Source organism: Mesorhizobium sp. WSM4832 (genome assembly GCF_055811115.1).
Genome location: NZ_JBVVQH010000021.1, coordinates 50,677 through 77,095, shown reverse-complemented (window position 1 = coordinate 77,095; position 26,419 = coordinate 50,677). Strand labels below are relative to the sequence as shown.

The 26,419-nt window shown below is 64.3% G+C and carries 27 protein-coding genes and 1 pseudogene; 10 read left to right on the top strand and 18 right to left on the bottom strand.

The window, feature by feature from the left end; translation table 11 throughout:
• Positions 1-23: 23 nt before the first annotated feature.
• From AC0L2L_RS25845 to AC0L2L_RS25825, 5 genes and pseudogenes are all read left to right on the top strand, one after another.
• On the top strand, positions 24-1,085 hold the full coding sequence (locus AC0L2L_RS25845) for a carbohydrate ABC transporter permease (RefSeq protein ID WP_473582327.1): 1,062 nt from the start codon (positions 24-26) through the stop codon (positions 1,083-1,085).
• Positions 1,086-1,088: 3 nt separating this feature from the next.
• The gene (locus AC0L2L_RS25840; RefSeq protein WP_020629045.1) at positions 1,089-2,027 is read left to right on the top strand and encodes a carbohydrate ABC transporter permease; all 939 of its coding nucleotides are present in this window, start codon (positions 1,089-1,091) and stop codon (positions 2,025-2,027) included.
• Between the two features lies 1 nt (position 2,028).
• Entirely contained in the window at positions 2,029-3,117 is a 1,089-nt protein-coding gene (locus AC0L2L_RS25835; RefSeq protein ID WP_473582324.1) for an ABC transporter ATP-binding protein, read from the top strand.
• Complete coding sequence (locus AC0L2L_RS25830) at positions 3,114-3,554, top strand: hypothetical protein (RefSeq protein WP_473582322.1); 441 nt, start codon at positions 3,114-3,116, stop codon at positions 3,552-3,554. The genes AC0L2L_RS25835 and AC0L2L_RS25830 overlap by 4 nt, the downstream gene beginning before the upstream one ends.
• An 80-nt stretch (positions 3,555-3,634) precedes the next feature.
• Positions 3,635-4,440, top strand: a pseudogene (locus AC0L2L_RS25825) (ABC transporter ATP-binding protein); the annotation flags it as partial.
• A gap of 12 nt (positions 4,441-4,452) precedes the next feature.
• Here AC0L2L_RS25825 and AC0L2L_RS25820 read toward each other — a convergent pair.
• Positions 4,453-4,884 carry a DUF4437 domain-containing protein gene (locus tag AC0L2L_RS25820; protein ID WP_473582320.1) on the bottom strand — a complete coding sequence of 144 codons (432 nt, stop codon included), beginning with the start codon at positions 4,882-4,884 and terminating at the stop codon, positions 4,453-4,455.
• 107 nt (positions 4,885-4,991) lie between these two features.
• Positions 4,992-5,957 (bottom strand): AraC family transcriptional regulator, encoded by a 966-nt coding sequence (locus AC0L2L_RS25815; protein WP_473582318.1) that lies wholly within the window; start codon positions 5,955-5,957, stop codon positions 4,992-4,994.
• Between the two features lie 90 nt (positions 5,958-6,047).
• Between AC0L2L_RS25815 and AC0L2L_RS25810 the strand changes: the two genes are divergently transcribed.
• Positions 6,048-7,265 (top strand): MFS transporter, encoded by a 1,218-nt coding sequence (locus AC0L2L_RS25810; RefSeq protein ID WP_473582316.1) that lies wholly within the window; start codon positions 6,048-6,050, stop codon positions 7,263-7,265.
• An 84-nt stretch (positions 7,266-7,349) separates the two neighbouring features.
• Here AC0L2L_RS25810 and AC0L2L_RS25805 read toward each other — a convergent pair whose 3' ends face one another.
• A complete protein-coding gene (locus AC0L2L_RS25805; protein ID WP_473582314.1) occupies positions 7,350-7,697 on the bottom strand; it encodes a GFA family protein in 348 nt (115 codons plus the stop codon).
• A gap of 173 nt (positions 7,698-7,870) precedes the next feature.
• Here AC0L2L_RS25805 and AC0L2L_RS25800 point away from each other — a divergent pair, with 173 nt between their 5' ends.
• Complete coding sequence (locus AC0L2L_RS25800) at positions 7,871-9,166, top strand: amidase (protein WP_473582312.1); 1,296 nt, start codon at positions 7,871-7,873, stop codon at positions 9,164-9,166.
• Here AC0L2L_RS25800 and AC0L2L_RS25795 read toward each other — a convergent pair whose 3' ends face one another.
• From AC0L2L_RS25795 to AC0L2L_RS25775, 5 genes are read right to left on the bottom strand one after another with little or no spacing between them, the layout of a single operon-like run.
• The gene (locus tag AC0L2L_RS25795; protein ID WP_473582310.1) at positions 9,167-9,553 is read right to left on the bottom strand and encodes a hypothetical protein; all 387 of its coding nucleotides are present in this window, start codon (positions 9,551-9,553) and stop codon (positions 9,167-9,169) included.
• Positions 9,554-9,594: 41 nt separating this feature from the next.
• Positions 9,595-10,575 (bottom strand): hydroxyacid dehydrogenase, encoded by a 981-nt coding sequence (locus AC0L2L_RS25790; protein ID WP_473582308.1) that lies wholly within the window; start codon positions 10,573-10,575, stop codon positions 9,595-9,597.
• Between the two features lie 4 nt (positions 10,576-10,579).
• The gene (locus tag AC0L2L_RS25785) at positions 10,580-11,296 is read right to left on the bottom strand and encodes a FadR/GntR family transcriptional regulator (RefSeq protein WP_473582307.1); all 717 of its coding nucleotides are present in this window, start codon (positions 11,294-11,296) and stop codon (positions 10,580-10,582) included.
• A 2-nt stretch (positions 11,297-11,298) separates the two neighbouring features.
• The gene (locus tag AC0L2L_RS25780) at positions 11,299-12,468 is read right to left on the bottom strand and encodes a mandelate racemase/muconate lactonizing enzyme family protein (protein WP_473582305.1); all 1,170 of its coding nucleotides are present in this window, start codon (positions 12,466-12,468) and stop codon (positions 11,299-11,301) included.
• A 57-nt stretch (positions 12,469-12,525) separates the two neighbouring features.
• Positions 12,526-13,413: a sugar phosphate isomerase/epimerase family protein gene (locus tag AC0L2L_RS25775; RefSeq protein WP_473582304.1), complete on the bottom strand. Its 888-nt coding sequence runs from the start codon at positions 13,411-13,413 to the stop codon at positions 12,526-12,528.
• A 401-nt stretch (positions 13,414-13,814) separates the two neighbouring features.
• Between AC0L2L_RS25775 and AC0L2L_RS25770 the strand changes: the two genes are divergently transcribed.
• The 3 genes from AC0L2L_RS25770 (at position 13,815) to AC0L2L_RS25760 (ending at position 17,182) form a co-directional block, all read left to right on the top strand.
• Positions 13,815-14,870 carry a sugar phosphate isomerase/epimerase family protein gene (locus AC0L2L_RS25770; protein ID WP_473582303.1) on the top strand — a complete coding sequence of 352 codons (1,056 nt, stop codon included), beginning with the start codon at positions 13,815-13,817 and terminating at the stop codon, positions 14,868-14,870.
• A 52-nt stretch (positions 14,871-14,922) separates the two neighbouring features.
• Positions 14,923-16,110: a Gfo/Idh/MocA family protein gene (locus tag AC0L2L_RS25765; protein ID WP_473582301.1), complete on the top strand. Its 1,188-nt coding sequence runs from the start codon at positions 14,923-14,925 to the stop codon at positions 16,108-16,110.
• Positions 16,111-16,330: 220 nt separating this feature from the next.
• On the top strand, positions 16,331-17,182 hold the full coding sequence (locus tag AC0L2L_RS25760) for a sugar phosphate isomerase/epimerase family protein (RefSeq protein WP_473582299.1): 852 nt from the start codon (positions 16,331-16,333) through the stop codon (positions 17,180-17,182).
• Positions 17,183-17,456: 274 nt separating this feature from the next.
• Here AC0L2L_RS25760 and phnE (AC0L2L_RS25755) read toward each other — a convergent pair whose 3' ends face one another.
• From phnE (AC0L2L_RS25755) to AC0L2L_RS25710, 10 genes are all read right to left on the bottom strand, one after another.
• On the bottom strand, positions 17,457-18,824 hold the full coding sequence (phnE, locus tag AC0L2L_RS25755) for a phosphonate ABC transporter, permease protein PhnE (RefSeq protein ID WP_473582297.1): 1,368 nt from the start codon (positions 18,822-18,824) through the stop codon (positions 17,457-17,459).
• Position 18,825: 1 nt separating this feature from the next.
• Positions 18,826-19,782, bottom strand: coding sequence for a phosphonate ABC transporter, permease protein PhnE (gene phnE, locus AC0L2L_RS25750; RefSeq protein ID WP_473582294.1), 957 nt, complete (start codon positions 19,780-19,782; stop codon positions 18,826-18,828).
• A 55-nt stretch (positions 19,783-19,837) separates the two neighbouring features.
• Positions 19,838-20,746 (bottom strand): phosphonate ABC transporter substrate-binding protein, encoded by a 909-nt coding sequence (gene phnD / locus AC0L2L_RS25745; protein WP_473582292.1) that lies wholly within the window; start codon positions 20,744-20,746, stop codon positions 19,838-19,840.
• Between the two features lie 140 nt (positions 20,747-20,886).
• Complete coding sequence (phnC, locus tag AC0L2L_RS25740; protein ID WP_473582290.1) at positions 20,887-21,744, bottom strand: phosphonate ABC transporter ATP-binding protein; 858 nt, start codon at positions 21,742-21,744, stop codon at positions 20,887-20,889.
• Between the two features lie 115 nt (positions 21,745-21,859).
• Complete coding sequence (locus AC0L2L_RS25735) at positions 21,860-22,570, bottom strand: DUF1868 domain-containing protein (RefSeq protein ID WP_473582289.1); 711 nt, start codon at positions 22,568-22,570, stop codon at positions 21,860-21,862.
• A gap of 67 nt (positions 22,571-22,637) precedes the next feature.
• On the bottom strand, positions 22,638-23,129 hold the full coding sequence (locus AC0L2L_RS25730; protein WP_473582451.1) for a GNAT family N-acetyltransferase: 492 nt from the start codon (positions 23,127-23,129) through the stop codon (positions 22,638-22,640).
• Between the two features lie 214 nt (positions 23,130-23,343).
• Positions 23,344-23,958 (bottom strand): DapH/DapD/GlmU-related protein, encoded by a 615-nt coding sequence (locus AC0L2L_RS25725; protein WP_473582287.1) that lies wholly within the window; start codon positions 23,956-23,958, stop codon positions 23,344-23,346.
• Complete coding sequence (gene phnL / locus AC0L2L_RS25720; RefSeq protein WP_473582286.1) at positions 23,955-24,662, bottom strand: phosphonate C-P lyase system protein PhnL; 708 nt, start codon at positions 24,660-24,662, stop codon at positions 23,955-23,957. Before phnL ends, AC0L2L_RS25725 begins: the two co-directional genes overlap by 4 nt.
• A gap of 2 nt (positions 24,663-24,664) precedes the next feature.
• Positions 24,665-25,441 (bottom strand): phosphonate C-P lyase system protein PhnK, encoded by a 777-nt coding sequence (gene phnK, locus AC0L2L_RS25715; RefSeq protein ID WP_473582284.1) that lies wholly within the window; start codon positions 25,439-25,441, stop codon positions 24,665-24,667.
• A complete protein-coding gene (locus AC0L2L_RS25710) occupies positions 25,438-26,403 on the bottom strand; it encodes an alpha-D-ribose 1-methylphosphonate 5-phosphate C-P-lyase PhnJ (protein ID WP_473582282.1) in 966 nt (321 codons plus the stop codon). Before AC0L2L_RS25710 ends, phnK begins: the two co-directional genes overlap by 4 nt.
• Positions 26,404-26,419 lie beyond the last annotated feature (16 nt).

The window sequence follows — 26,419 nt, the reverse complement described above, 5'->3', positions numbered from 1 at the left end:
GGCGCTCCATATTTCGGACTCCCATGACCGCTGTTCCAAGCACGCTGCTGACACCACGCCTTACCGCGGTTGTTGCCCACAACTGGAAACTCGCCATCGCTGTCGCTGTCGTCGTGTCGGCCATATCAATGGCGGGCTTGCCGGCGGCTGTCTCCTTCTGGGTGGTGGGCACCGCGGCGGCGTTGGTCGCGGCCGCATTTACCGTCAACGCGTATCGCCGCCACTACTTCGGCGCCCTGCTGGTCGCTCCGGCAATCGCCGTTCTGTTTGTGATGAATATCTTCCCCCTGCTGTGGTCGCTGGGCCTTTCGTTCTTCGCCTACCAGGCAAACCAGCAGACGATCCGCTTCGTCGGACTCGGGAACTACGTCCGGATCCTTACCAACGATCTCGCTGCTCACGCGACTTGGGGCGCGCTGATCAATACCGCCATGTTCGTCGTGTTCACCGTCTCCGCGCAGATGATCGTCGGCTTTCTGCTGGCCATCCTGTTCGCCAAGCAATTTCCGCTGCGCAAGTATTTGTTGATCCTGGTGCTGACACCGATGATGCTTTCGGTTGTCGCCTCCGGCGTGTTCTTCACCTACTACTATGACCCGACATTCGGGATTCTCAGCTACGTCATCAATTCCATCTCCGGCAACCAGTTCATCCTGATGAGCAACAAAGTCGGTGCCGTGGCGGGAATCGTTTTCGCCGACGCATGGATGTGGTCGCCCTTCGTCATGCTCCTTGTGCTGGCGGGCCTCGTCTCGGTGCCGAAATACCTTTACGAGGCCGCTGCCATCGACCGTATTTCCAGCTGGCGGCAATTCTGGATGATCACCTTCCCCTACATCCGCGGCCTTCTGATGTTGGCCCTTCTCTTCCGCACCATCGAGGCATTCAAGCTGGCGGATCTCGTCATCCTCCTCACCAAGGGCGGCAACGACACACTGACGATCTCCTATCACTTGATCCGCATCGCCAACGAGCAGAACAAGACGAGTGAGGGCGCGGCGATCTCCTATCTGATGCTGTTCATGGTGATCGTTCTCACCAACCTTTACCTGTACCTCGCAAACCGCCGTACGCAGGGAGCCTGACCCGTGGCCGAATCGATATTGGGAAAGCTCGGCTTCCGCCGGGCCAGCGGAGTAGACGAGGCCGGCTGGGGGCGGACGCTCGCCGTGGCCGTCGTCGCCTTTATCTATTTTCTGCCGGTGCTGTTCATCATATTCACCGCCTTCAAACCGCAGGGCGACGCGCTCCTGGTGCCTCCGACGCTGTCGCCCACGTCGCTGTTCGGCTTGATTCCGGACCATTTTGTGTTCAAGCCCACGCTCGAAAATTTTGGGTCCGTCTTTTCCCGCTCGATGACGCCGGACGGTGCCCCGGAAGCGACAGGATTCGACCGTTATTTCTTCAACTCGATCTTCATCGCCTCGGCGTCGGTGCTGCTGGCGCTGGTCATCGGCACCCTGGCGGCCTTCGGCTTCTCGCGCTATCCGCTGAAAGGCAATGACACCTACCTGTTCATCATCCTGACCACGCGCATGCTGCCGGCGATTGTGGTGATCATTCCGGTGATCCTGATGTTCCGCGTAGTGGGCCTGTCGGGCTCGTATCTCGGCATCATCATGCTCTACACCGCCTTCAACCTGGCCTTCACCATCTGGATGATGAAGAGCTTCTTCGATGAATTGTCGCCAGACGTCGAGGATGCCGCCCGCATCGACGGATCGTCCGGAATGCGGGTGTTCTTCAAGATTTGCCTGCCCCAGGTCATTGCCGGGCTCGCCGCCACGTTCGTGTTCGGCCTGATCCTCACCTGGAACGAGTTCCTCTTCGCCCTGTTGCTCTCGGGGCCCGACACGAGGACGGTTCCGGTCGCCATGAACCAGGCCGTGTCGTCGGGTGGACGCGGCACTGACTGGACTTTGCTTGCCGCCATCGAAACCCTGTTCCTCGTCCCAGTCTTCCTGGTCACCTTCTTCTTGCAAAACCATCTGTTGCGCGGCGTTACCTTCGGCACCGTGAAGCGCTGATATGTCAACCATCGAACTCCGCAAAGTCACCAAGCGTTTCGGCTCCTTCACCGCGGTCAAGAACGTTGACCTGTCGGTGGCCGCCGGTGAGGTCGTCTGCCTTCTCGGCCCGTCCGGCTGTGGCAAGACGACGACCCTGCGCGTCATCGCCGGGCTGGAAAGCGTCACTGACGGCGAGGTCGTCATCGCCGGCAAGGTGATGAACAACCTGCCGCCCGAAAAGCGCGACATCGCCATGGTGTTCCAGTTCTACGCGCTCTACCCGTCGGCGTCGGTTGGCGAGAACATCGCCTTCCCGCTCTATCATGACGGCATTTCCGGGGCTGAGCGGACTGCCCGCGTCAACCGCGTCGCCGCGATCCTCCACTTGGAGCACGTTCTAGACCGGCTGCCGAACCAGATATCCGAGGGCGAAAAGCAGCGCGCCGCCATGGCCCGCGCCATCGTCCGCGACCCCAATTGCTTCCTCTTCGACGAGCCCTTGTCGCGTCTCGATGTCGAACTGCGCCAGAGCATGCGTGGCCAGATCAAGGAAGTGCTGCAGGGCCTCTCCAAAGCGACCGTGATCGTGACCCATGACCAGCTCGAAGCGCTCACCATGGCCGACCGCATCGCCATCATGAAGGACGGCCTGATCGAGCAAGTCGGCTCACCGCACGAGGTTTTTGCCAAGCCCGCCAATGCTTTCGTGGCGAGCTTCATCGGCACGCCGCAGATGAATCTTCTCGAGGCCGATCTCAAGACCTTCGCCGATGGCACGGCGGACATGACCGTGGCCGGCATTAATCTGGCGATCCGCACGGACGCGGCGGTCGCGCGCCTGCAGCCCGGCAAGGTGACGATCGGTGTCCGCCCCCGCGCCTTCACCGCGACCGATACGGGGGACCGTGGCACCATCTCCGCCCGGGCCGAGCTCATCGAGCCCATGGGCGCCGAAACCCTTATTCATGCCCGCACGGCGGCAGGCGCCGACATCCGCGTCGTGGTGACGAGAAGCCAGCGGGTCAAGGTCGGCGAGGCGCTGAATCTACGCCCCGATCCCAGGCAAACCCATGTCTTCGATGGCGCCGGAAAGGCGGTGCGGTCATGAGCGACAGTTCTTCCGGGATGAGCCGGGCCAGCGCGTACTGCCTCGAGGTCTTCATCATTGGCCTCGGCGTCATGGCGCTGGTGCTGATCTTCCAACCCTTTTCCATCGGCCTGTACGCGGTCGGCAGCGGTCTCGTGGTGCTTGCCGGACTCATCAACAACCTGCTGCCGTTGGCCCAGCCGGGCGTCAAGGTGCGCAGTGTGGTGACCGTAGCGCTGGTCGTGGCGCTGGTCTTCTGCATTGCGCTGCTGGTTTCGATCACGGCGGCGCATCTCTACGGCGTCTTCTTCCTCAATCCACCGGACCCCAACACTCTCGCCGGCAAGGCGCAGCTCGCCACGCCGCCTTTCTACAAGCAGGCTTTCGTGTGGGAAATCGCCGCCGCGGCGGTGATTCTCGCGCTGGTCGTCACCGCTCTCAACAAGACAGCGCGATGATCAGCAGCTGACGCTATCCGGCAGGTCGCGCTCGCGCCGGTCCGCGACGGTCGGTGTGCGTCGCCCTCTCAACTCTCACGCCGTCATCCTCCGGCTTGACCGGAGGACCCGACGCCGAGATCAATGACCGTGTCGCGCGCGCCGCCCGGACGCTCAGGATCGAACACCTGCTCGACCGCAAGGCCGACCGGCTTTCCAGCGGCGAGATGCAGCGCCTCTCGATCGGCCGCGCCATCGTGCGCAAGCCGCGCGTGTTCCTGATGGATGAGCCGCTGTCGGCGCTCGACGCCAAGTTGCGCGAGGCGCTGCGTACGGAGCTGAAGAACCTGCAGATGCAGCTCGGCGCCACATTCCTGTTCGTCACGCATGACCAGATCGAGGCCATGTCGATGGGTGACAAGGTGGGCGTGCTCAATCACGGCCACATCGTCCAGACCGGCACGCCGCAGGAGATCTACAACAATCCGCGCGATACCTATGTTGCGAGCTTCGTCGGTTCGCCGCCGATGAACCTAATCGACGGCAGACTGGTCAACGACCGCGCGGTGATGGCGCCAATTTCGAACTGCCGCTCACAATTGGGGCCAAGACTTTCGGGGGAGCCAAGACGGGTGGCGCGACCGACGGTCGCCCGCTCGTCTTCGGCAGCCGTCCGGAGGATGTCTACCTGGAGAGCGGCGCACCCGTCGAAGCACGCGTCCACGATGTCGAGAACCACGGCGTGGAAAAGATCCTGACGCTCAGGGTCGGCGACACGATGCTGCGGGCCACCGTGCCGGCCAGGACGGATGTCGCGATCGAGCAGCCGGTGCGCATTGCCTGGAATCCCGACAAGGTGGTGATGTTCGACAAGGGCAGCGGCGTCAGCCTGCGGCACGCCGGATAGCGGTCCGGCGCCTTACTTCGGCAGATAGGTTTCGTAAGGCGTCTCGTTGATCAGCAGGATCACGCATTCGGTGTCCGACAGGCAGGCATCGTCATGCATTTCGTTGGCCTTCTGGGTCCAGTAGGAGCCGGGCGGCAACTCGACCTTGGTCGCTTCACCGCCCTGCATCTGCCAATGCGCCCAGAGACCCTTGATGACCACGGCGCGGTAGTCGGCGGTATGGGCATGGACGGGCGCGCGCCAGTTGCCGGGAACTTTCAGCAGCGTTCCGGCCGGGCCTTTCGCCCTTTCGCCCCATAGCGGACCAAGGCGCTGCGGCTGGCCCGGGGCTTCGACGGTGTAAGGGATCTTGCCGGCGGGCAGGTAGCTGTCATCGAGCGCGAATGCCTGGCCCGGCAGGATGGCCAGCGCGGCGAGCGCAAGCGATGCGAGATGATTGGGCATGGCGGTTTCCTCCGCCAACCAGCTTACGCGGCTTCGGCCGGTGGGGAATGGCACGGCGTCCAAAAGACTTGGCAGTTCCTCCAGCTGCGGCAGCTGCCTGCCGGATGTCAGGATTGCTCCGCGCCAGTGTTGCGCAAATGGCTCGGCGCCACGCCCATCACCCGCTTGAAGGCGCGGCTGAAGGAGGCTTCGGAATCGTAGCCCAACCTCGATGCCGCCACGGAGACCCTCATGCCGTCGCGGGCGAGCCATTGCCGCGCCTGGTGCATGCGCACGCGCAGCACATATTTGGCCGGGGTCTCGCCGACCACGGTGGCGAAGCGCTGCGCAAAGGCGGAGCGCGAGGTACCCATCATCCTGGCCAGCGCCTCGACCGTCCAGTCGCGCTCCGGCTGCAGGTGAATGGCGGCGAGCACCTTGCCGACATCAGGATTGCGCACCGCGGCGATCCACCCAGTGGCGTCGCCGCAGCCATTCTCCACCCAGGAGCGGATGATGGTGGCGGCAAGCACATCGGCCAGGCGGGCGAGGATGCCACCGGAGCCGACCCGGTCCATCGTCACCTCGCCGGCCATGGCGTCCAGCAGATGCTGGATGCCGGGCGCGTTCGCCATCAGCTTATGCGCCTGCATCAGGTCGGGCATCATCTCCAGCAGCGGATGCGAGCCGTCGAGGTTGAAATGCATGCTGCCGCAAAACAAAAGGGTCTTGCAGCCGTCGCAGCCGTTGGAGACGTCGTAGATGTTCTCACATACCGGCTCGATGGTGTAGCGGCCGATCGGCACCGGAGGCACGCCGGGCGCGCTCGCCAGCACGTGCTCGTCACCGCGCGGAATCAGCAGCGCGTCGCCCACCGAGAGCTCTATCCATTCCTTGGCCGGCGAGAACAGCCAGCAGCCCTGTTGGCCGATGAAATGGAACCGCGCCGCTTTCTGCGCGGGGAAGGAAACAGCCCAGGGCTGGCCCAGCACGCAGCGGCCATAGTCGACGCCGTCGAGGCGCAAACCGCGCAGCATGTCGGTGAGCGGATCGCCGGAAGCCTGCAGAACAATTTTGGACGAATTGTAATTCATTTCGGAGTTTCTAGCATGGAAACTCCAGACAGTCACTCCCTATGTTGCAGTGCAGCCAAATGTTGCGCTGCAACTCACCGGAGACCTGCCATGACCGAGCCCGCCACAGGCGCCATCGACGCCGCTGTCCTCGACAAGACCGAACCCGACGAACGAACAGAACCAGCGTGGGGCGCGGTGGTCTCGCTGGCGCTCGGCGTTTTCGGCCTGGTGACCGCCGAATTCCTGCCCGCCAGCCTGCTGACGCGGCTGGCGCAGGATCTCGGCGTCAGCGAAGGCGCGGCCGGCCAGGCGGTAACGGCAACTGCCGTCATCGGCGCGATCGCGGCACCGACCATGGCGATCGTCACCAAGCGGCTCGACCGGCGGCTGGTCATGTGGATCCTCTCCGTCCTGCTGATCGTCTCGAACCTGCTCGCCGCCTTCGCGTCCTCGCTCACTATGCTGCTTCTCGCCCGCGTCGTTCTTGGCGTGGCGCTGGGCGGCTTCTGGTCGATGTCCGCCGCCATGGCGATGCGGCTTGTGCCGATGCGGCTGATGCCGCGCGCTATGTCGATTATCCTTACCGGCGTTTCGGTCGCCACCGTCACCGCAGCGCCTGTCGGCGCCTATGTCGGCGATATCTGGGGCTGGCGCACCGCCTTCATGATCGCGGCGGTCGTCGGCGCGCTGGCGCTGCTGGTGCAACTCGCCACCCTTCCCAGCCTGCCGCCCGCAACCGTTGCAAGCTTCCGCACCCTGATCGCGGTGCTGAAGCGGCCGATGATCCGTGTGGCGCTGCTGGTGGTGCTGCTGGTCGCGTCCGGGCAGTTCGCCGGCTTCACCTATGTACGGCCGTTCCTGGAGACGGTTCCTGTGATGCCGATCGAGACGATCTCGCTGGTGCTGCTCGCCTATGGCATCGGCGGCTTCTTCGGCAATTTCGCCGGCGGCTTCCTGGCCGAGCGCAACCTGAAGCTTGCCGTCGGCTTGGCGCCGCTGCTGATCGCCTTGTCGGCGGTGGCGCTGCTTATGCTTGGCGCCTCGCCGATCGTTGCGGCGGCCGCGGTCACCGCCTGGGGCTTTGCCTTCGGCGCCGTGCCGGTCGGCCTGCAGACCTGGCTGGTGCGCGCCGCGCCCGATCAGGCCGAGAGCGCCGGCGGGTTGATGGTCGCGACCTTCCAGGTGGCGATCGCGCTCGGCGCCATCGCCGGCGGCCTTTTGGTCGATCATGCCGGTGTCGCCACCGCCTTCGCCTATAGCGGCGTGGCGACCTTGCTCGCGGCGCTGGTGGCCTTCCTGATGGGACCGAAGCAGGCCGCCGAGTAGCCAACCCGCTCGTCCTCTCAAGCATCGGCCCGGCGGTTCCCAGGAGCGCCGGGTCGTGATCGCCACACGGCCGGCTCTGCTCACTCAGGCCGAGCGGCCGTCGAACTCGAAAACTTCGATGGTCGTGGGGTCGACATCGTCCAGGCAGTTGATGTTGATATAGGCGGACCGTTCGCTGCCCTGGCTGATATCCTCGGCGAAAGGATGGATGCCGCAGGTGCGGCAAAACCGGTGCGCGATCGCGCCCCTGCCGAAGATGTAGCGGCCGAGGTCGTCGCCCCAGGCGACCAGCTTCAGCTTCTCATGCGGTACGGCCCACAACAGCGCGCCCTTGCGCCTGCAGATCGAACAGTTGCAGCGCACGGCCATGCCGGGTTCACCCTGGACCTCGAACGCCACCTTGCCGCAGTGGCAGCTGCCTTTGTACAGCATCAGCATCTTCCTATCGCTGGCAGGGTGCAAAGGCACGCTTGCCGGTTTATCTCTTGCACGGGCTTAGCCAGCCCAAAGTCTTTGTTTCTGCGCAGTTCCGGACGGAAAACCGCTCCACGCTTTTCCTGGAATTGCTTTAAAGACGCTACATCCTTGCGGAGTCCGACATCGACATGCAATCCGTCCGCGACCGTCTCGAAATCATCCTGTCACGTCTTGCCAAGCGCGCCGCCGACGAGAAGGTCTACACGAAGCTCTATGCCGAGGCCGCGCGGGCAGCCGCCGATGCATCCGATGACCGCCGCAAAGCCGGTGTCAGCCTTGGGCCGCTCGACGGGCGCATCGTTTCGATCAAAGACCTGTTCGATGTCGCCGGGGAGCCGACCGCGGCGGGGTCGCTGATCCACGCCGGCGCCGCACCGGCGGCACGGGATGCGGCGATCGTGCGGAGGCTGCGGCAGGCCGGCGCAGTCATCCTCGGCAAGACCAACATGACCGAGTTCGCCTTCACCGCGATCGGCGACAATTTGCATCACGGCACGCCGGGCAACGCCGCCGATGCGAGCCTGATACCGGGCGGCTCGTCATCGGGAGCGGGCGTTGCGGTCGGCGAGGGCACAAGCGACATCTCCATCGGTTCAGACACCGGCGGCTCGGTGCGCATTCCAGCCTCGCTCAACGGTGTCGTCGGCTTCAAGCCGACGGCGGGACGCGTGCCTTTGACCGGCGCCTTTCCGCTGTCGATGACGCTGGATTCAATCGGCCCGCTTGCCCGCAGCGTCGCCGATTGCGCGACCGCCGATGCGATCATGGCAGGAGAAGAGCCGGTTGCGCTTCAGCCGGCCGCGCTCGCCGGCCTGCGCATCGGCATTCCTCGCGGCGTGCTGTTCGGCGAGACGCAAGCCGAGGTCGCGGAAGCCTTCGAGGCCTGCATCGACAGGATCGGGCAGGCTGGCGGCCGCGCCAGCGATTTGTCCATGGATGATCTCATCGCGGAGATGCGCGCGGCCACAAGACGCGGCACGATCGCCTCTATGGAAGGCGCCGAGGTGCATGCCGACTGGCTGGCGAGCGGCGCCTCCGCGCCGGTCGATCCGCATGTCACCGGACCTTTGTCGCGCGCGCTGGCCGTTCCTGCCTCGGCCTATATCCGCACGATCCGCCGTCGCGGCGAGCTTGCCGCGGCCATGGCGGAACGGCTGGAGACGGTCGATCTTCTGGCATTGCCGACCGTGCCGATGGTCGCGCCGTCCATTGCCGCGATGGCCGGCGACGAAGCGCTGCGCGACAGGACGGAAGGACTGCTGCTGCGCAACACGCAGGTCGCCAACCAGTTCGACCTCTGCGCGATTTCCCTGCCGATGCCGGGCACCAGGCTGCCGGCTGGATTGATGCTGGTGGGCAAGCATGGGCACGACCGCCATCTGCTGCGCATCGCCGCCGGAATCGAGACGCTGCTGCGCCGGTAATCAATGCGCCGAACAGTGCTTGCGTTCGCTATCCTTGGCGGCGCGCACCACGCGGGTCGCGACCAGCCAGGGCAGGGCGTATTCCTTGCCGGTGACAGTCTGCTTCCGGTTCTCGATCGAGCCTCTGACAACGATCTTGCCGGCGTAGAGCTTGTCAGAAAGGTCGAGCGCCTTGTCCTCCTGTGGCAGGCCATCGGTGTCGATCGAGACGCCCTTGATGATGTTGCCGGTCGCGAGGTCGAGCGCGCTGTTGGAGGGGCAGGGCGCCTTGAAGCAGCGCAACCCGTTGTCGCAATAGACATAGCTGCTTTCGGCCGCGGCAAATGCCGGCGTGGCGCAGATCGATGCGGCGAAGAAACCCAGCAATGCGAAACGGCGACCGGACATGAGCACAACGTCGCGAAAAAATGGGGCGAAACCGCGATGGTCTAACCGTTGAGCGCAAAGCGTCGCCGGTAGTGCTCGATGACTTCCGGATTGCGCAAGTTGACGGGCAGTTTGCCGGCGAGCACCAGCAACGCCTCGCCGGCTGCGCCGACGCCCATGCGCATCATCGATTCCTCGGTGATGCCGGCCATATGCGGAGTGACAATGACATTGTCGAAGCCGAAATAGGGATGGTTCGACGGCAGCGGCTGCGTGGAAAAGACGTCCAAAGCGGCACCGCCGATGCGACCTTTCTGCAGGGCTTCGATCAGCGCTTCGTCGTCGACCACCGGGCCGCGCGAGACATTGATCAGCAGCGCACCGGGCTTCATGCGGGCGATGCGCTCGCGGCTGATCAGGCCGCGCGTCTCCTCGGTCAGCGGGCAGCACAGCACGATGATGTCGCTCTGCTCGACCAGCGCGTCGATCGACAGGAAGCCAACACGCTCGAGCGCCGGGCGCAGGCTGCGCGTCGTCGCCACGACATTGAGGTCGAAGCCATGGGCGGCGATATGGCCAACGGCCTGGCCGACCGCGCCGAGGCCGACAATGCCGATCGTCTTGCCGGCCAGCTCGCTGGTCGAGTTGGCGTGCTCGCGCCCGGCGAGCCAGCCCTTGGCGCGCAGGTCGCGGTCCATAATGCGGAAGCGCCGCGAGAGCGCGAGCGCGGTGAACATCACATGCTCGGCGACCGAGCGGGCATTGACCGCGGGCACGTTCGCGACCAGCACGCCGGCGGCGGTCGCGGCCTCGACCGGGATCATGTCCAGCCCGGCGCCGTGGCGGATCGCGGCGCGCAGGCTCGCCGCGCCGGCGAACAGCTCCGGCGGCAGCGGCGCGCGCACGATGACGATGTCTGCGTCGCGGGCTTCGGCTGCCAGGGTTTTGGGATCGAGGGCGGAAGCGATTGCAAGCCGCCCGGCGCCGGCCAGCATGGCCGTGGCGCGCGGGTGCAGCGGATGCGTCGACAGGATTTTGCGCATCAACTCAAGCCTTTTCGAGCGCCGCGCCTTCCGGCTCCATTGCGCGGCCTTCGATGATGCCCTTCCAGTAGCTCTCGGCGCCCTGCAGGTGCGCACTCATCAGCGCCTGCGCGAGATTGCCGTCGCGGCGCAACAGCGCCTCGTAGATCTGGATGTGCTCGGCATGCGAGCGTACGCTGCGCTCGGGATCGTTGAAGTAGATCGGCAGGCGCTGCTCGCCCATCAGGTAATAGACGCTGCAGATGTTGTGAAAGACGCTGTTCTTGGTCGCGCGCACGATCTCGAGGTGGAACTCGCGATCCTCCTTGGCGAGGCCTTCGCCGGCCGCAATGCGCTCTTCGGAAGCCTTGAGGATTTCGCGCAGCCGTTCGAAATTCTCCTCGGTGGCGCGCGAACAGGCGAGTTCGGCCGCCTTGATCTCGTGGATCTTGCGCAGCTCGACGGTCTCGTAGATCTGCACCGGATCGAGCGGCAGGCCGGCGCGGGCGAAAAGCGCCAGCGCTTCCACGCTCGCCTGTTTGGTGTCGATATAGATGCCGGACTTGGCGCGTCGCTCGACGATGCGCATGGCCTCGAGGATGGCCAGCGCCTCGCGGATCTGGCCGCGGCTGACGCCGAAATGTTCCGCCAACTCGCGCTCAGACGGCGTGCGGCCGGACTCGTTGTCCGAGTTGGCGAAGAGATAGGCGGCAAGTTCCGCGAGAAGGTTCTTTTCTTTCATCGTCAGCCGCGTTGCGCGTGCGCCTCCAGGAACCGCTCCGAGATGGTGAATCCCAGTCCAGGCTTTTCAGGGATCGCTATCATACCGTTCTTCACTTCGACAGTCTCCTCGACCAGGTCGTGGATCATCGGATTGGCGCCGAGCGAATATTCGATGATGAAGCTGGCGGGCGAGGCGGCACACACATGCAGCCCGGCAAAGAAACAGGGCGCGCCGGCCCACAGGTGTGGCGCGAAACGCAGGTTGAAGGCGCTGGCGATGGTGCCGATCTTCATCGCCTCGCTGATGCCGCCGCAAAACGCCGGATCCGGCTGGAATATGTCGGCCGATTTCAGCACCGCCAGATCGCGGAAGGCATAGCGCGTCGCCTCGCTTTCGCCTGTGGCGATCGGCGTCGAGCCCGAGGCGCGCACTTCGGCCATGCCCGACTTGTCGTCGGCGATCAGCGGCTCCTCGAACCAGGCGAGGTCGAGATCGGCGGTGAGGCCGATGAAACGCTTGGCCTCGGCGACGGTGTAGGTGCCGTGCGCGTCGACCATCAGCTCGACATCCGGGCCGATCGCCTGCCTTGCGGCACGCACGCGCGCGGCCGAAACATGCGGGGCGCCGTCCATGGCGCCGACGCGCATCTTCAGCGCCTTGAAGCCGCCCTTGGCGATGTAGGATTTCAACTGCTCGCCGATCGCGTCGGCTGGGGCCCAGCCGCCCGAGGCATAGGCCTGCATGCGCTCGACCTTGCGGCCGCCGAGCAGCCGCCATACCGGCTGCCCGAGCGATTTGCCGAGGATGTCCCAGAGCGCGATGTCGACGGCGCTGATCGCCGCCACGCTCATGCCGCGCCGCGCCAGCTGCGGCATGGCGTGGCCGGCATGCGCCGCCGTCTCATGCCGCACGCCGTTGTAAAGCATTTCCCAGATGATGCCGATGTCGGCTGGATCGCGGCCGATGAGCTGCGGGGCGATCTCGTGGTTGAGCATATGGACGAGCGCGCCATAGCTGCCGGCGCTGCCGGCGGCGTTCTTGCCTTCGCCCCATCCCACCAAGCCGTCATTGGTCTCGATGCGCAAAATGGCGGCGTCGAACGTCGTCACCTGACCGAAGTCGCTGCGATGCTGCTTCGCGACTTCGATCGGGACACGAACCCACCAGGCCTGGACGCTTTTGATGCGCATGTTTTCCCTTCGGCCCCTCCGCCCGTCGGGCGGAAGGGATAAGCTTCAATCGGAGGTCTACTTGATCAGCGGCAGCAGCGTTTCGGCGGTGATGCGCATCTGGTCTGTGTAGAATTTTTCCGTGAGCACGCTTGAGCCGTGGTCCTGGATGAACTTGAGCTGCTCGGGCGAGATGTCGACCGGGTTGCGCTCGACCATCTCCGGATAGGGCGCGGCCGGTGTGCGGTCGACGGGCGCGACGAATTCGTTGGTCAGCGCGCCGTCATAGCCGACTTCCTTCAGTGTGCGCACGATCTTCGGCCAGTCGATCTGGCCAAGGCCGGCGGCGAAGCGGTTGTTGTCGGCGACATGGAAGTCGAACAGGCGCTTTCCGACCTGACGGATCGCGTCATAGACGTTAAATTCCTCCATGTGGATGTGGTAGGCGTCGAGGCAGACGCCGCATTCGGGGCTCACCGCGTCGGCGAGCGCCAGCGCCTGGGCGCCGCGGTTGAATAGGTAGGTCTCGAAGCGGTTGAGCGGCTCGACCGCGATCCTGACGCCGACTTTCTTGGCGTGCGTGAAGCACTCACGCGTGGCGTCGACCACCCAGCCCCATTCCTCCGCCTCGGTGCCGTCCGGCACGACCTTGCCGACGGTCGCGGGCACCAGCGTGATGATCTCACCGTCGAGTTCGCTCACCATGGTGAGCACGTCCTTGACGTACTTGACCGAGCGCTCGCGCTGGCCCTGGTCCCTGGCGGCGAGGTTGCGCTCGCCCAGCATCAGCGTCACCGAACCCCAGCAGCGAATGCCGTGCTCCTTCAGGAGCGCACGCGTCTCCTTGGTCTTGTACTGCTCGGGCTCGCCGGAAATCTCGATCGATTCGTAGCCGAATTTCTTGATGCGCTTGAGCGTTACCTCCAGCGGCTCGGCCCGCATCCAATTGTGCGTCGAAAGATGCATGGTCTATCCTTCCCAGAATTCGCCAGTCACATTTACCCCGCGACGCCTCCCGACCGAGGCGGCCGCATGATTCCTCCCCAAGGCGTTGCCAGCATTTTCCGCGAAACTGGTTCGACCAATTGGGTCCACCATGACCTCTACAGTAAATTTTCATGCGCGGCAAGAAGTGGGCAGGGGATGCCCTGCCGGTCGGTCAATACCATGATTTTATAAGGTAATTTTGCCCGTTTGACAGCGCGTTCATCGCTTCCTGGCGGTTTTCGGGCGCTTGACCGAAATATGGGATTTGGTAATACCAGAATGGCATAGTGCTGAGATGCCGGCAGGATTGACCAAACAGGCTGGCCCTCGCTCCAATCGGCGCTATGCTTGGTCGTGAAAACAAGAGAGGGAGGATGCCGATGCCGACAACGATGAAGGGTCCCGGCCTGTTTCTGGCGCAGTTCGCGGGCGACGCCGCGCCGTTCAACTCACTGGCTTCGATTACCAAATGGGCGGCCGGCCTGGGCTACAAGGGCGTGCAGATCCCGACCTGGGATGCACGCCTGTTCGACCTCAAGAAAGCGGCGTCGTCGAAGGCCTATTGCGACGAGGTGAAAGGCATCTGCACTGAGGCGGGCGTCGAGATCACCGAATTGTCGACGCATCTGCAGGGGCAGCTGGTCGCGGTTCATCCGGCCTATGACGCGCAGATGGACGGCTTTGCGCCGGCCGAGGTGCACAACAATCCCGCGGCGCGGCAGAAGTGGGCTGTCGAACAGATGAAGTTCGGCGCCAAAGCATCGCGCAATCTCGGGCTGAATGCTTCGGTGTCGTTCACCGGCTCGCTGGCGTTCCCCTACCTCTATCCCTTCCCGCAGCGGCCGGCAGGACTCATCGAGGAAGCGTTCGGCGAACTCGGCAAACGCTGGAAGCCGATCCTCGATGTCTACGAGGACAATGGCGTCGACGTCGGCTACGAGATCCATCCCTCGGAGGACGTGTTCGACGGCGCGACCTTCGAGATGTTCCTCGACGCGGTCGGCGGCCACAAGCGCTGCAACATCAACTACGACCCGTCGCATTTCCTTTTGCAGCAGCTCGACTATCTCGAGTTCATCGACATCTACCACGAGCGGATCAAGGCGTTCCACGTCAAGGATGCCGAGTTCAACCCGACCGGGCGGCAGGGCGTCTATTCCGGCTATCAGGGCTGGGTGAACCGGGCGGGCCGCTTCCGCTCGCTGGGCGACGGGCAGGTGGATTTCAGCGGCATCTTCTCCAAGCTTACCCAGTACAATTACGATTCCTGGGCGGTGCTGGAGTGGGAATGCTGCCTCAAGCATCCCGAGGACGGCGCCGCCGAAGGCGCGCCTTTCATCCAGCACCACATCATCCGGGTGACCGAGAAGGCCTTCGATGACTTCGCCGCCGGCACGACCGACAAGAAGTTGTTGCGGGCGATGATGGGAATCTAGCGCTCAAACCTTCCCCTTGAGGGGAGGGGAATCTCAGACGAGGGAGACAAACATGGTCGGCGCATCGAAGTCGGAAGCGGGAGGCGGCCCGATCCGCTACGGCATGGTTGGCGGCGGGCAGGGCGCCTTTATCGGCGCGGTGCACCGCATAGCGGCGCGCATGGACAACGACTTCGTGCTGGTGGCCGGCGCGCTGTCGTCGGACCCGGCGCGGGCGAAGGCCTCGGCCGAGGAACTCGGGCTCGATCCGTCGCGCAGCTACGGCTCCTATGCCGAGATGGCCAAAGCCGAAGCCAAGCGCCCGGACGGCATCGAGGCGGTGGCGATCGTCACACCCAACAACGTCCATGTGCCGGCGGCAAAAGCCTTCCTGGAAGCCGGCATCCATGTCATCTGCGACAAGCCGCTGGCGACCTCGCTGGCCGAGGCGAAGCGGCTCGCAGCCCTCGTCGAGAAGACCGGCAAGGTGTTCGTGCTCACCCACAATTACACAGCCTATCCGATGATCCGCCAGGCGCGCGAGATGGTGGCCAAGGGCCAGCTCGGCGACATCCGCATCGTGCAGTCGGAATACCCGCAGGATTGGCTGACCGAGGATCTCGCCGCCACCGGCCAGAAACAGGCCTCCTGGCGCTCCGATCCCAAGCAGGCCGGCGCCGGCGGTGCGCTGGGCGACATCGGCACGCATGCCTATAACCTTGCCCGCTTCGTGTCCGGGCTGGAACTGGATACGCTGGCGGCCGACCTCGACGCCTTCGTGCCGGGCCGCCAACTCGACGACAATATCAACGTCATGCTTCGCTTCAAGCCGGTCGGCAACAAGCATCCGGCCAAGGGCATGATCTGGGCAAGCCAGGTGGCGCCCGGCCATGAGAACGGGCTGAAGCTGCGTGTCTACGGCTCCAAGGGAGGGCTGGAGTGGGTGCAGGCCGACCCGAATTACCTCTGGTATACGCCGTTCGGGCAGCCGAAGCAGCTTTTAACGCGGGCCGGCGCCGGCGCGATGCCGGTCGCGGCGCGCGTCAGCCGCGTGCCGTCCGGCCATCCGGAAGGCTATCTCGAAGGCTTTGCCAACATCTACCAAGAGGCCGCGCGGGCGATCCGGGCAGCACGGCGCAAAGGCGGCAAGCCGGCTAAGGATGTGGTCTTCCCGACGATCGCGGACGGCGTCGAGGGTATGGCCTTCATCGAGGCTTGCGTGAGGTCGTCGAAGAAAAATGGGGCGTGGACGAAACTGTAAGCGCGGCCGTCGCGAAGGGAGAGTCCCCCTCACCCGGATTGCCAGCCGAATTGCAAGAGCAATCCGGGGCAATCCGACCTCTCCCCTCGGGGAGAGGAGGTCGCCCTCGCCGACGCCAAGTCTCTTCTCCCCGGCGGGGAGAAGGTGGCCGCGAAGCGGCCGGATGAGGGGGAGTGGCAGAGGCGGCGTTCAGCTGACCCGCAAAGGGGGAGGGATGTCGATGAAAATCGGCATGTGCATGTTCTTGTGGACGACCAGCGTCTCGAAGAAACACGAGGCGCTGCTGAGGGACATCAAGGCGACCGGCTTCGACGGCGTCGAGATACCGGTCTTCTCAGGCACGCCCGACGACTACAAAAAGCTCGGCGAGATGCTCGACCGCATCGGCCTTGAGCGCACCGCGGTTTCGGCCATGGGCGATCCGGCGATGAACCTGATTTCGCCGGACGCCGCCACCCGCAAGGCCGGCATCGACTACATGAAATGGGCGATCGACTGCAGCGCCGCGCTCGGCGCGGACACCCTCAGCGGGCCGCTGCATTCGACGCTCGGCGCCTTTTCCGGCAGCGGTCCGACGTCGGCGGAAAAGAAGCGCTCGGTCGCCTCGCAGCGCGCCATCGGCGACCATGCCGGCAAGAAGGGCGTGACCATCGGGCTGGAAGCGCTCAACCGTTTCGAATGCTATCTGGTCAACACCATGGCCGACCTGTCGGAGCATATCGACGCGATCGACCGGCCGCATATCAAGGCGATGTACGACACCTTCCATGCCAATATCGAGGAGGCCGATCCGATCGGCGCCTATACAAGCAACCGCCGGAATGTCGTCCATATCCACATTTCGGAGAATGACCGCGGCGTGCCGGGACGCGGCAGCATCCCCTGGAAAGAGACTTTCGCGGCGATCCGCAAGAGCGGCTATGACGACTGGCTGACCATCGAGTCGTTCGGCCGCTCGCTGAAGGACCTAGCGGCGGCGACCAAGGTGTGGCGCGATTTTGCGGAGAGCCCAGAGGCGGTCTATCGGGACGGGTATAAGCATATCAGGAATGGGTGGAAGGCTACGGCTTAGCGCCCTGATCGGGCGATAGTGACGCGCAAAAGGAGACCTCGCGGCGATTGCCAAGTGGTTCCCCCACTCCGTCTCGGCTTCGCCGAGCCACCTCTCCCCCCTCCGGAGGGAGAGGAAAGGGAGCCTCGGCCTTCGAGGACAGGCGCGGCTCGGATAGCCTCGCGCCTTTCCTCTACCCCGTCGATCGGGGGAGAGATGTCGAGCGAAGCTCGACGGAGTGTGGGTCGACCCTTGGCGCGGCACTATACCATGTCCGCCCTTATGGGTCACAAGGTCACCCCCGCTGGGCCTGCAGCCGATTGTAATCATGCAGCGTGCGGCTCAACCTGCGGCGCAAAAAATTCGAGATGTTGTCGAAGATGAAAACGACGAGCAGCGTCAGCAGCACCATGTAGAAGACGTTGGCCCAGTTCGAGTTGGTGCGCATCGCTTCCCACAATTTCAGGCCGATGCCGCCGGCCCCGACGGCGCCGATGATGGTCGCGCCGCGGGTGTTGGATTCCCACTGATAGAGCGTCTGGCTGATGAAGACCGGCACGACTTCCGGCAGCACGCCGTAGCGCTGCACCAGCAGGCCGTTGGCGCCGGTTGAGACGACGCCTTCGCGCGGCTTGTCGTCGATGTTCTCCAGCGCCTCGGAATAAGTTTTGCCGAGCGTGCCGATCTCGGTGAAGAAGATCGCGGCACTTCCGGCCAGCGGTCCAGGGCCGAAGGCGCGGGTGAAGAACAGCGCCCAGATCAGCATGTCGACCGAGCGCATGAAGTCGAAGAAGCGTTTCAGCACCTGGCTGAGCAGACCGCTCGGCGTGATGTTGCGGGCGGCGAAGAAGGCGAGCGGGAAGGCGACGATGCCGCCGAGCAGCGTGCCGAGGAACGCCATGACGATGGTCTGCAACAGCTTCGTCCAGACATCACCGTGCTGCCATTGGGCGTTGTTCCAGATGTTGTCGGCGGCAAGAGCGAGGTTCGATGTGCCGGGCTGAAGCTCAGGTCCCGAGACAAGCAGCGAGATCACTTCGCCGGCCGATTTGCCGAAGAAGGGCGAGCGCGTGTCGAAGACGAAATTCGCCCAGCCGAGGAAACGCTTGCGCACCTTGACGCGGTCGACGGTGACGCGCACCTCGCCGGCAAAGCCCATCTTGGCGACGATTTCGTCGTCATGGACCGTTACCCAGTCGGGTACCGGACCTGTCACAACCGGCTTGCCGCCGGTCAGCGATATCGGCACGGTCACGCCATTCGCGATGATCGTCGCCCTGGTCTTGTCGAAGGTGACGGATTTCGCATCGCCGTCGATCCGAACCGTGAAAGTGCCGTCGGGGTTCTTGATCACCCAATCAGGATTGGGGTTTTCGCCAAGCGCCGAGAAGCGCGGATATTTCGGCGTGATCTGCGGTTGGTCGAGACGGAATTCCGGCTGCAGGTCGTAGCTGATCCACTGCGACAGGAAGAGCGGCAGGCGCTCCCAATGCGACTCGCGCAGCACCTGCGGCAGGCTGAAGAACCACAAGGCGTAAGCGAGATAGAGCACCGTGCCGGCAATCAGCAGCAGCGGCCAGAAGCGCTTGTAGGCAGGGCGGTGGAATATTTCCGGAAAGCGTTGTTCGATCGCGCTGATTTCGTCGGCGGTTATAGCAGCCATATCAAGCGCTCATCAGGAAAGCCTGCTCACCGACAAGCTTGCGGCGCAGCCAGGCGGAGAACTGGTCGACGAGGAAGATGGTGGTGAAGAGCAGCAGCACGAGCGCCAGCGTCTTGGCGCCGAAGCCGCGCGAAATCGACAGCTTCAGCTCCTCGCCGATGCCGCCGCCGCCGACCGCGCCCATGATGGTCGAGATGCGCACGTTGATCTCGATCCGGAGCAGCGTGTAGGACATGAAATTGGGCAGCACCTGCGGCAGGTCGGCGAAGCGCACGCGCTCGAACCAGTTGGCGCCGACCGCGCGCAGACCCTCCTCCGGGCGCATGTCGATATTCTCGTTGATCTCGTAGAAAAGCTTGCCCAGCGCGCCGATCGAATGCAGGCCGATGGCGATGATGGCGGCGACCGGGCCGATCGAGACGATGGCCGCGAACAGGCCGGCGATGACGATCTCGGGGAAGGCGCGCAGCAATTCCATGAAGCGCTTGACGACAAGCCGCAGGAGGGGACTCGGCGTCAGGTTGCGCGCGGCGATGAAGGAGAAGGGCACGGCAAACACGAAGCCGATGAAGGTCGAGACCAGCGCCACGTTCACCGTGGTCAGCATCAGCTCGAAATATTCAGGGATATAGAAGCCGTCCCAGACGTAGACGCGGCCGAGCGGGAAGTTGAACTCCTGCGTGCCCTTGTCATTTGGCGAGGCGATATCGAAAAGCGCCCGCCAGACATCGCTCCAGTCCTTCGGTACCAGCCAGCTCAGGAAGTCGAGAATGTGCGGCAACCGGTCGAAGAAATGCCCGGCATTGGCTTCGTCGGCGAACCACATCGTGGCGCACATGGCGACAAGCAGCAGCGCGACGCCGAGCGCGGTGTAGAAACGGCGCAGCGAGGTCTGGCGTCGCCAGGCATCCGCTTGCTGCCGGGTGGCTTCGGTATGGATTGTCGCCGAGACTGTCATGATTGGAACATGCAAAAAGGGCGGCGTTTCACCACGCCGCCCTTTTCTGATGCCGTCAGCCGCCGATAGCGGCTTTGCGGGCTTCGACGATGACGTTGTAGAATTCCGGCTTCACAGGGACGTAGCCGGTGAAATCGCCACCCTCGACGCCTTCGAAGCAGGCCTTGTCCTTGGCCGGCAAGGCGGTGAAGAAGGCGGTGAGCTTGGCGGTCATGTCGTCGCCGAGCGCGGTGCGGACCACCAGCGGGCCGTTCGGGATCAGGCCCGAGCGCCACACTTCGACGAAGTCGTTCGGGTCGACGGCGCCCTTGGCGACTTCCTTGTGGAAGGTGCCGGAGGTGTAGCCGTTCTTGAAGTCGCCGATGCCTGAGGAATCGTCCACGGCAACGTCGACCTTGCCGTCGCGCACGGCCAGCACGTTGTTCTCATGGCCGCCGTTGAACTGGGTCGAGGCGAAGTAGGTCTCGTTCGAAGCGCCGGTGTCCTTCGGAATCTGGGTCAGCGGGATCAGATAGCCCGAGGTCGAGTCCGGATCGGCGTAGCCGAGCTTCTTGCCCTTGGCCGACTTGATGTCGGTGATGCCGGACGTCTTCAGCGCCAGGCCGACCGAATAATAGCCGGTCGAGCCGTCGGTCTGCTGGGTGGTGAGGATCGGCGTGACCGCCTTCGGGTCCTTGATATAGACGCTAGCGTAGCCGGACGCGCCGAGCTCGGCGAAGTCGAGCGTGCCGCCGAGCAGGCCCTGGATCACGCCGTCATAGTCGGCGGCCGGGAACAGCGACACCTTCTCGAAGCCGAATTCCGACTTCAAATGGTCGGCGAGGCACTGGTAGTTGCGCAGGCGGTCGGTCTCGTTCTCGCCGCCGAGGATGCCGACGCGGAACTCCTTGATGTCAGCGGCGTGTGCGGCGCTTGCCGCCATGGCGAGCAGTGAAACTGCTCCAAAAACCATCTTCCTGAACATTTTGATCTCTCTCCTGTTGTTCCGGCTGCGCGCCGGCGGCGTTCTGATTTTCCAAGTCTTGCCTTTGACGCTGGCGGGCGATCCGGGTTGCTCTGCTGAAATCCGCGATTGGCCCGAGCTATCGGCGCGAGGCGGTGGACTCAGTAGCCAGGGAAGGCTGGTTCGAGCGGTCCGGCGGATGCGGTGATCTTGGGCCTGATGGTCACGCTGGTCGACGTGATGGCTTCGGAGATCTCGGCGCCGCTGGCATCGGCGCCGTAGACAGTGCGCACGGCGTCGCGGTCGAGGTCTTGCGGAGCGCCGTCGAAGACGACCTTGCCGGCGGCCATGCCGATGATGCGATTGCAATAGGCTCGCGCCGTGTCCAGCGTGTGCAGGTTGGTGACGACGGTGATGCCTTCGCGCAGGTTGATGTCACGCAGCGAATCCATCACCACCCTAGCATTGAGCGGGTCGAGCGAGGCGATCGGCTCGTCGGCCAAGAGCACCTTCGGCTGCTGCATCATGGCGCGGGCGATCGCGACGCGCTGCTGCTGGCCGCCGGACAGCGTGCCGGCCGGCTGCAATGCGGTGCGGGCGATGTCGAGGCGCTCGAGCGCGGCCACCGCCTCGGCGCATTCGACGCGCGTGAACATGCCGAGCAGGTTGGAAACCGTCGAGCGGTGATTGAGGCGGCCGAGCAGGACATTGGTCAAAACGTCGAGGCGCGGCACCAGGTTGAACTGCTGGAAGATCATGGCGCAGTCGCGCTGCCAGCGGCGCAGCGGCGAACCCTGCAGGCTCGACACCTCGGCGCCGTCAAAGAAAATCGAACCATGGCTAGGGTCGATGAGCCGGTTGATCATGCGCAGCAGCGTCGACTTGCCGGCGCCCGAGCGGCCGATGATGCCGACCATCTGGCCGCGCGGTATGGAAATGTTGATGTCGCTGACAGCGGTGTTCTTGCCAAATCGTCGGGTTATGCCGCGGATTTCGAGCGAGGCCGATGATGCTGACATACCAAAACTCCAGTCCATCGCTTTTGCAGGTCTGTTAACCTTCGCTAGCGCAGGCACGTGAAGCTGGGGTGTCGGATTGATGTCAGTTTTGTTACCGCCCACAGGCTTGGCGGGGTTACTCCAGGATAAGCAATTCCTCGAAATGCTTCATGTCCTTGAAGCTGCAGAAGGCCGGCGGGCGCAATTCGATCACCGGAGCCTGGCGCTCGAGGAACGACAGGCAATCGTCGAACAGATCCCGCCAGACGGCCACGCGTTCGTCGGCGAGCCGGCGGATCTGGTAGGCGAAAGTGATGTGGAAGACATAGGCGTCGTGGTCCGGGTGGCGGTAGCCGAACGGTACCGAAAGCGCGTCACGCCAGGCGTTCAGGATCCGGCGGTCTTCCTCGGTGGCGCCGGCGACGGTGAGGCCGGTCGGCACGACTTCGACAACTTTGATCTTGAAGGGGTCGTGACTCTCGAAGCCTTGCAGCCGTTCGAGATAGAGGCGGGTCATGCCGTCGATGTCGGTGTCGAGCGGTACGTCCGAAGGCCAGTAAGGGAGGCGGCGGCGATATTCGATGATGCCCTGGAACAGGGTCATGTGCAGGCTGGAGATCGGCGTGAAGGCGAGGCGATCGGCGTCGGGCATTGCGAGCATGCGCTCGCGCACCTTGATGATCGCCGCTTCGGAAGCAGAGCCCTTGACCAGATGGCAGACGACAGTGTTGCCGGGTTCGAGCAGGAAGTTGCCAGCCGTGTCGTAGCGAGTGCCGAGATGCGTCGGCGGCGTCGGGTTGGTACCTTCGAAGAATCCGGCGAGCGAGGGTCTGATTGTGTCGAGCATGGCGATCTCCTGGGGGAGATCGTCTCGTGTCCGACTCATGTGTCAAGGATGTGAAACCCACGTATGTCTACAGCATGCGGTGCATCACGAACGCATCGACATAGCCTAGCCGCGGATGGTCGAATGCTTGCGGGATGGTGCCGACAATGTCGAAGCCGAGCCGCTGCCACAGCTTCACCGCGCGCTCGTTGCTGCTGATGACGAAGTTGAACTGCATGGCGCGGAAGCCGAGTTCGACAGCCCGCTGCAAGGAATGCTCGCACATCGCGGTCGCAATGCCGCGCCCGGTCGATGCGGCCGATGTCACATAGCCGCAATTGGCGATATGCGCGCCGCCACCACGCTGGTTGGCGTGGAGATAGTAGCAGCCTGCCACGTCGCCGGTTTCCTCGGCCACGAACACGTCGTGGCCATCGGAAAACCAGTAGCCCAGCGCCTGGTCGCGGTTCCAGTCGCGGGGCAGCGCATAAGTTTCACCGGCCCGCAGGACAGGTTCGAGAATGGACCAGATCGCATTTGTGTCGGCCGGTGTGGCGGGACGAATGATCGGCACGGTCAGGGTCTCGCGCGAGATGGAAACGGATCAGAACCAAATAGCGGCAAGGATACTGCCGAGAAAGACCAGGACCACAAAGGCAGTCACCATTCCCGGCTCCGCGGCGGCTGTCGGCGGGGCCGGCACGTCTTCTCGCAAGGGCTGCATGAACCCCTCAAACATACCTCACTTTAGCATATGCGCATGTTCCTGGACACACGCGAAAACACGCCCGTCTTCAGCCGCCGTGTTTCTCCAGGAAAGCCTCGGCCGACAGTTCACGAAAATCGTCGAGCGCGGCGCGCAGCCTCGCATGATCCCAATCCCACCAGGCTAAAGCCTGGTAGCGCTCGGCGGTGCGGCGGTCGAAGCGCTCGCGGATCGGCTTTGCCGGCACGCCGCCGACGATGGTGTAGGGCGCGACATCCTTCGACACCACCGCACCCGCGCCGACCGCCGCGCCGTCGCCGACGCTCACGCCGGGCAGGACCGTCGAACCGTGGCCGAGCCAGGTGTCGTGGCCGATGGTGACGCGCTTTGCGCGGCGCTGAGCGAAGAATTCGCTCTCATGCTCGGCGTCGTCCCAATAGTCGGAGGCGCGGTAGGTGAAGTGGTGCAGGGTCGGCCGCCAGGTCGGGTGGTTGGTGGCGTTGATGCGCACGCTTGCCGCGATGTTGGAGAACTTTCGAATAGTCGCGCACCAGACGGCGCAGTCCTGCATCATGTAGGAATAGTCGCCGAGCTCGCATTCGGCGACGCGGCTGCGCTCGGCGATCTCGGTCCAGCGGCCGAGCGTCGAGTTCTCGACCTGCGCCGTCGGATGGATCAGCGGCGTTTCCGAAAGCTTCATCATGCGGCTACCTTGCCTGCGGCGAAAGCGGTGACGTCGATGACGCGATCGGCGACGGCGTCGCGCACGTCGAGATCATGGAAGATGCCGAGCAAGGCGACGCCCGCCGCCTTCTTGGCGGCGATCAGCTGGACCACGACATCGCGGTTCCTGGCGTCGAGCGAAGCGGTCGGTTCGTCGAGCAGGAGGATCGGATGCTCGGTGATGAAGCCGCGCGCGATGTTGACGCGCTGCTGCTCTCCGCCGGAGAAGGTCGCGGGCGGCAGGGCCCAAAGCTTTTCCGGCAGGTTGAGCTGCGCCAACAGCGCACGAGCCTTCGCACGCGCCGCATCCCTGTCCTCGCCGCGCTCGACCAGCGGCTCGGCGACGACGTCGAGCGCCGGGACGCGCGGCACGGTGCGCAGGAACTGGCTGACATAGCCGATGGTACGGCGGCGCACGGCAAGCACGGTGCGCGGACTGGCTGTCGCGAGATCGATCAGCCCGCCCGCATGCTGGACGATGATCTGGCCTTCATCGACGGCGTAGTTGCCATAGAGCATCTTCAGGATCGAGCTTTTTCCCGCGCCGGACGGGCCGCCGAGCACGGCGCATTCGCCGGCGCGGATCGAGAAGGAGACGCCCGCCACCACCGGCAGCGTGACGCCGTCGCGCAGATGCATGGTGAAGCTTTTCGCGACATCGGAAACGACAAGCGGGGTGGCCATGATCAAACCTGCAGGATCGAAGAAACAAGCAACTGCGTGTAAGGCGCGCGCGGGTCGTCGAGCACGCGGTCGGTGAGGCCGCTTTCGACGACGCGGCCGTCCTTCATCACCATCATGCGCTGCGACAGAAGCCGCGCCACGGCGAGGTCATGGGTGACGACGATCGCGGCAAGACCGAGGTCGGTGACCAGCCCGCGCAACAAATCGAGCAGGCGCGCCTGCACCGAAACGTCGAGGCCGCCGGTCGGCTCGTCCATGAACACCAGGCGCGGTCCGGTCACCAAATTGCGGGCGATCTGCAGGCGCTGGCGCATGCCGCCGGAGAAAGCGCGCGGCTCGTCGTCGATGCGGTCCTCGTCGATCTCGACACGCGACAGCCAGTCGACCGCGGTGGCCCGGATCTTGCCGTAGTGACGATCGCCGACGGCCATCAGCCTCTCGCCGACATTGGCGCCGGCGGACACCGTCATGCGCAGGCCATCGGCCGGGTTCTGATGGACAAAACCCCAGTCGGTGCGCATCAGGAAGCGGCGCTCGGCCTCGCTCATGCGGTAAAGCTCGCGCCACTGGCCATCGCGCATGCGGTAGCTCGCCGTGCCGGACGACGGCAGCAGCCTGGTCGACAGGCAGTCGAGCAGCGTCGTCTTGCCGGAGCCGGACTCGCCGACCACTGCCAGAACCTCGCCCGGCCAGAGATCGAAAGTGACGTTCTCGCAGCCGACGCGCGAGCCGTAGAATTTGGAAAGTGCTGAAACGCGCAGCAGCGGTTCGTCGGTCATTCGGCCTCCTTACCCTTCCCGTTGTGGGGAGGGTCGGCGCGCAGCGCCGGGGTGGGGGTTGGATGGGTCGCTGCCAAGTCACCCCCACCCGCGCCTTCGGCGCGACCTCCCCACAAGGGGGAGGTAGGGTCGCCACGCCGCTTCTCGCAGTGGTCGGTATCCGAGCAGACGAACATGTGGCCGCCGTGGTCATCGAGGATGACCTCGTCGAGATAGACATTTTCGGCGCCGCACAGCGCGCAGGGCTGGTCGAAGGTCTGCACCTCGAAGGGATGATCCTCGAAATCGAGGCTGACGACGTCGGTGAAGGGCGGCACCGCGTAGATGCGCTTCTCGCGGCCGGCGCCGAACAATTGCAAAGCCGGCGAACGATGCATCTTCGGATTGTCGAATTTCGGCGTCGGCGAAGGATCCATCACATAGCGGCCCTCGACCTTCACCGGATAGGCATAGGTGGTGGCGATGCGGCCGTGCCTGGCGATGTCCTCGTAGAGCTTGACATGCATCAGGCCGTATTCCTCCAGCGCATGCATTTTTCGCGTTTCGGTCTCGCGCGGCTCGAGGAAGCGCAGCGGCTCGGGGATCGGCACCTGGAAGACCAGCACCTGGCCGGCGGTCAGCGGCCGTTCCGGAATGCGGTGGCGGGTCTGGATGATGCTCGCCTTCGCCGTGTCGGTGGTGACGGCGACGTTGGCGACTTTCTTGAAGAAGGCGCGGATCGAGACGGCGTTGGTCGTGTCGTCGGCGCCCTGGTCGATGACTTTAAGCACATCATCCGGACCGATGATCGAGGCGGTGACCTGCACGCCGCCGGTGCCCCAGCCGTACGGCATCGGCATCTCGCGCGAGGCAAAGGGCACCTGGTAGCCGGGAATGGCGATGCCCTTGAGGATGGCGCGGCGGATCATCCGCTTGGTCTGCTCGTCGAGATAGGCGAAGTTGTAGGTGGCGATGTCGGTCATGGCGATCACGTCCGCT

Excerpts from the sequence above, each read along its gene's own strand:
- phnK (WP_473582284.1), bottom strand. The coding sequence starts at position 25,441 with ATGACCGACGAACCGCTGCTGCGCGTTTCAGCACTTTCCAAATTCTAC.
- phnE (WP_473582297.1), bottom strand. The coding sequence starts at position 18,824 with ATGGCTGCTATAACCGCCGACGAAATCAGCGCGATCGAACAACGCTTT.
- phnC (WP_473582290.1), bottom strand. The coding sequence starts at position 21,744 with ATGTCAGCATCATCGGCCTCGCTCGAAATCCGCGGCATAACCCGACGA.
- AC0L2L_RS25800 (WP_473582312.1), top strand. The coding sequence starts at position 7,871 with ATGCAATCCGTCCGCGACCGTCTCGAAATCATCCTGTCACGTCTTGCC.
- phnD (WP_473582292.1), bottom strand. The coding sequence starts at position 20,746 with ATGTTCAGGAAGATGGTTTTTGGAGCAGTTTCACTGCTCGCCATGGCG.
- AC0L2L_RS25830 (WP_473582322.1), top strand. The coding sequence starts at position 3,114 with ATGAGCGACAGTTCTTCCGGGATGAGCCGGGCCAGCGCGTACTGCCTC.
- AC0L2L_RS25785 (WP_473582307.1), bottom strand. The coding sequence starts at position 11,296 with ATGAAAGAAAAGAACCTTCTCGCGGAACTTGCCGCCTATCTCTTCGCC.
- AC0L2L_RS25735 (WP_473582289.1), bottom strand. The coding sequence starts at position 22,570 with ATGCTCGACACAATCAGACCCTCGCTCGCCGGATTCTTCGAAGGTACC.
- AC0L2L_RS25765 (WP_473582301.1), top strand. The coding sequence starts at position 14,923 with ATGGTCGGCGCATCGAAGTCGGAAGCGGGAGGCGGCCCGATCCGCTAC.
- AC0L2L_RS25820 (WP_473582320.1), bottom strand. The coding sequence starts at position 4,884 with ATGCCCAATCATCTCGCATCGCTTGCGCTCGCCGCGCTGGCCATCCTG.
- AC0L2L_RS25780 (WP_473582305.1), bottom strand. The coding sequence starts at position 12,468 with ATGCGCATCAAAAGCGTCCAGGCCTGGTGGGTTCGTGTCCCGATCGAA.
- AC0L2L_RS25760 (WP_473582299.1), top strand. The coding sequence starts at position 16,331 with ATGAAAATCGGCATGTGCATGTTCTTGTGGACGACCAGCGTCTCGAAG.
- AC0L2L_RS25790 (WP_473582308.1), bottom strand. The coding sequence starts at position 10,575 with ATGCGCAAAATCCTGTCGACGCATCCGCTGCACCCGCGCGCCACGGCC.
- AC0L2L_RS25845 (WP_473582327.1), top strand. The coding sequence starts at position 24 with ATGACCGCTGTTCCAAGCACGCTGCTGACACCACGCCTTACCGCGGTT.
- phnL (WP_473582286.1), bottom strand. The coding sequence starts at position 24,662 with ATGGCCACCCCGCTTGTCGTTTCCGATGTCGCGAAAAGCTTCACCATG.
- phnE (WP_473582294.1), bottom strand. The coding sequence starts at position 19,782 with ATGACAGTCTCGGCGACAATCCATACCGAAGCCACCCGGCAGCAAGCG.
- AC0L2L_RS25805 (WP_473582314.1), bottom strand. The coding sequence starts at position 7,697 with ATGCTGTACAAAGGCAGCTGCCACTGCGGCAAGGTGGCGTTCGAGGTC.
- AC0L2L_RS25795 (WP_473582310.1), bottom strand. The coding sequence starts at position 9,553 with ATGTCCGGTCGCCGTTTCGCATTGCTGGGTTTCTTCGCCGCATCGATC.
- AC0L2L_RS25835 (WP_473582324.1), top strand. The coding sequence starts at position 2,029 with ATGTCAACCATCGAACTCCGCAAAGTCACCAAGCGTTTCGGCTCCTTC.
- AC0L2L_RS25775 (WP_473582304.1), bottom strand. The coding sequence starts at position 13,413 with ATGCATCTTTCGACGCACAATTGGATGCGGGCCGAGCCGCTGGAGGTA.
- AC0L2L_RS25810 (WP_473582316.1), top strand. The coding sequence starts at position 6,048 with ATGACCGAGCCCGCCACAGGCGCCATCGACGCCGCTGTCCTCGACAAG.
- AC0L2L_RS25725 (WP_473582287.1), bottom strand. The coding sequence starts at position 23,958 with ATGATGAAGCTTTCGGAAACGCCGCTGATCCATCCGACGGCGCAGGTC.
- AC0L2L_RS25710 (WP_473582282.1), bottom strand. The coding sequence starts at position 26,403 with ATGACCGACATCGCCACCTACAACTTCGCCTATCTCGACGAGCAGACC.
- AC0L2L_RS25815 (WP_473582318.1), bottom strand. The coding sequence starts at position 5,957 with ATGAATTACAATTCGTCCAAAATTGTTCTGCAGGCTTCCGGCGATCCG.
- AC0L2L_RS25770 (WP_473582303.1), top strand. The coding sequence starts at position 13,815 with ATGCCGACAACGATGAAGGGTCCCGGCCTGTTTCTGGCGCAGTTCGCG.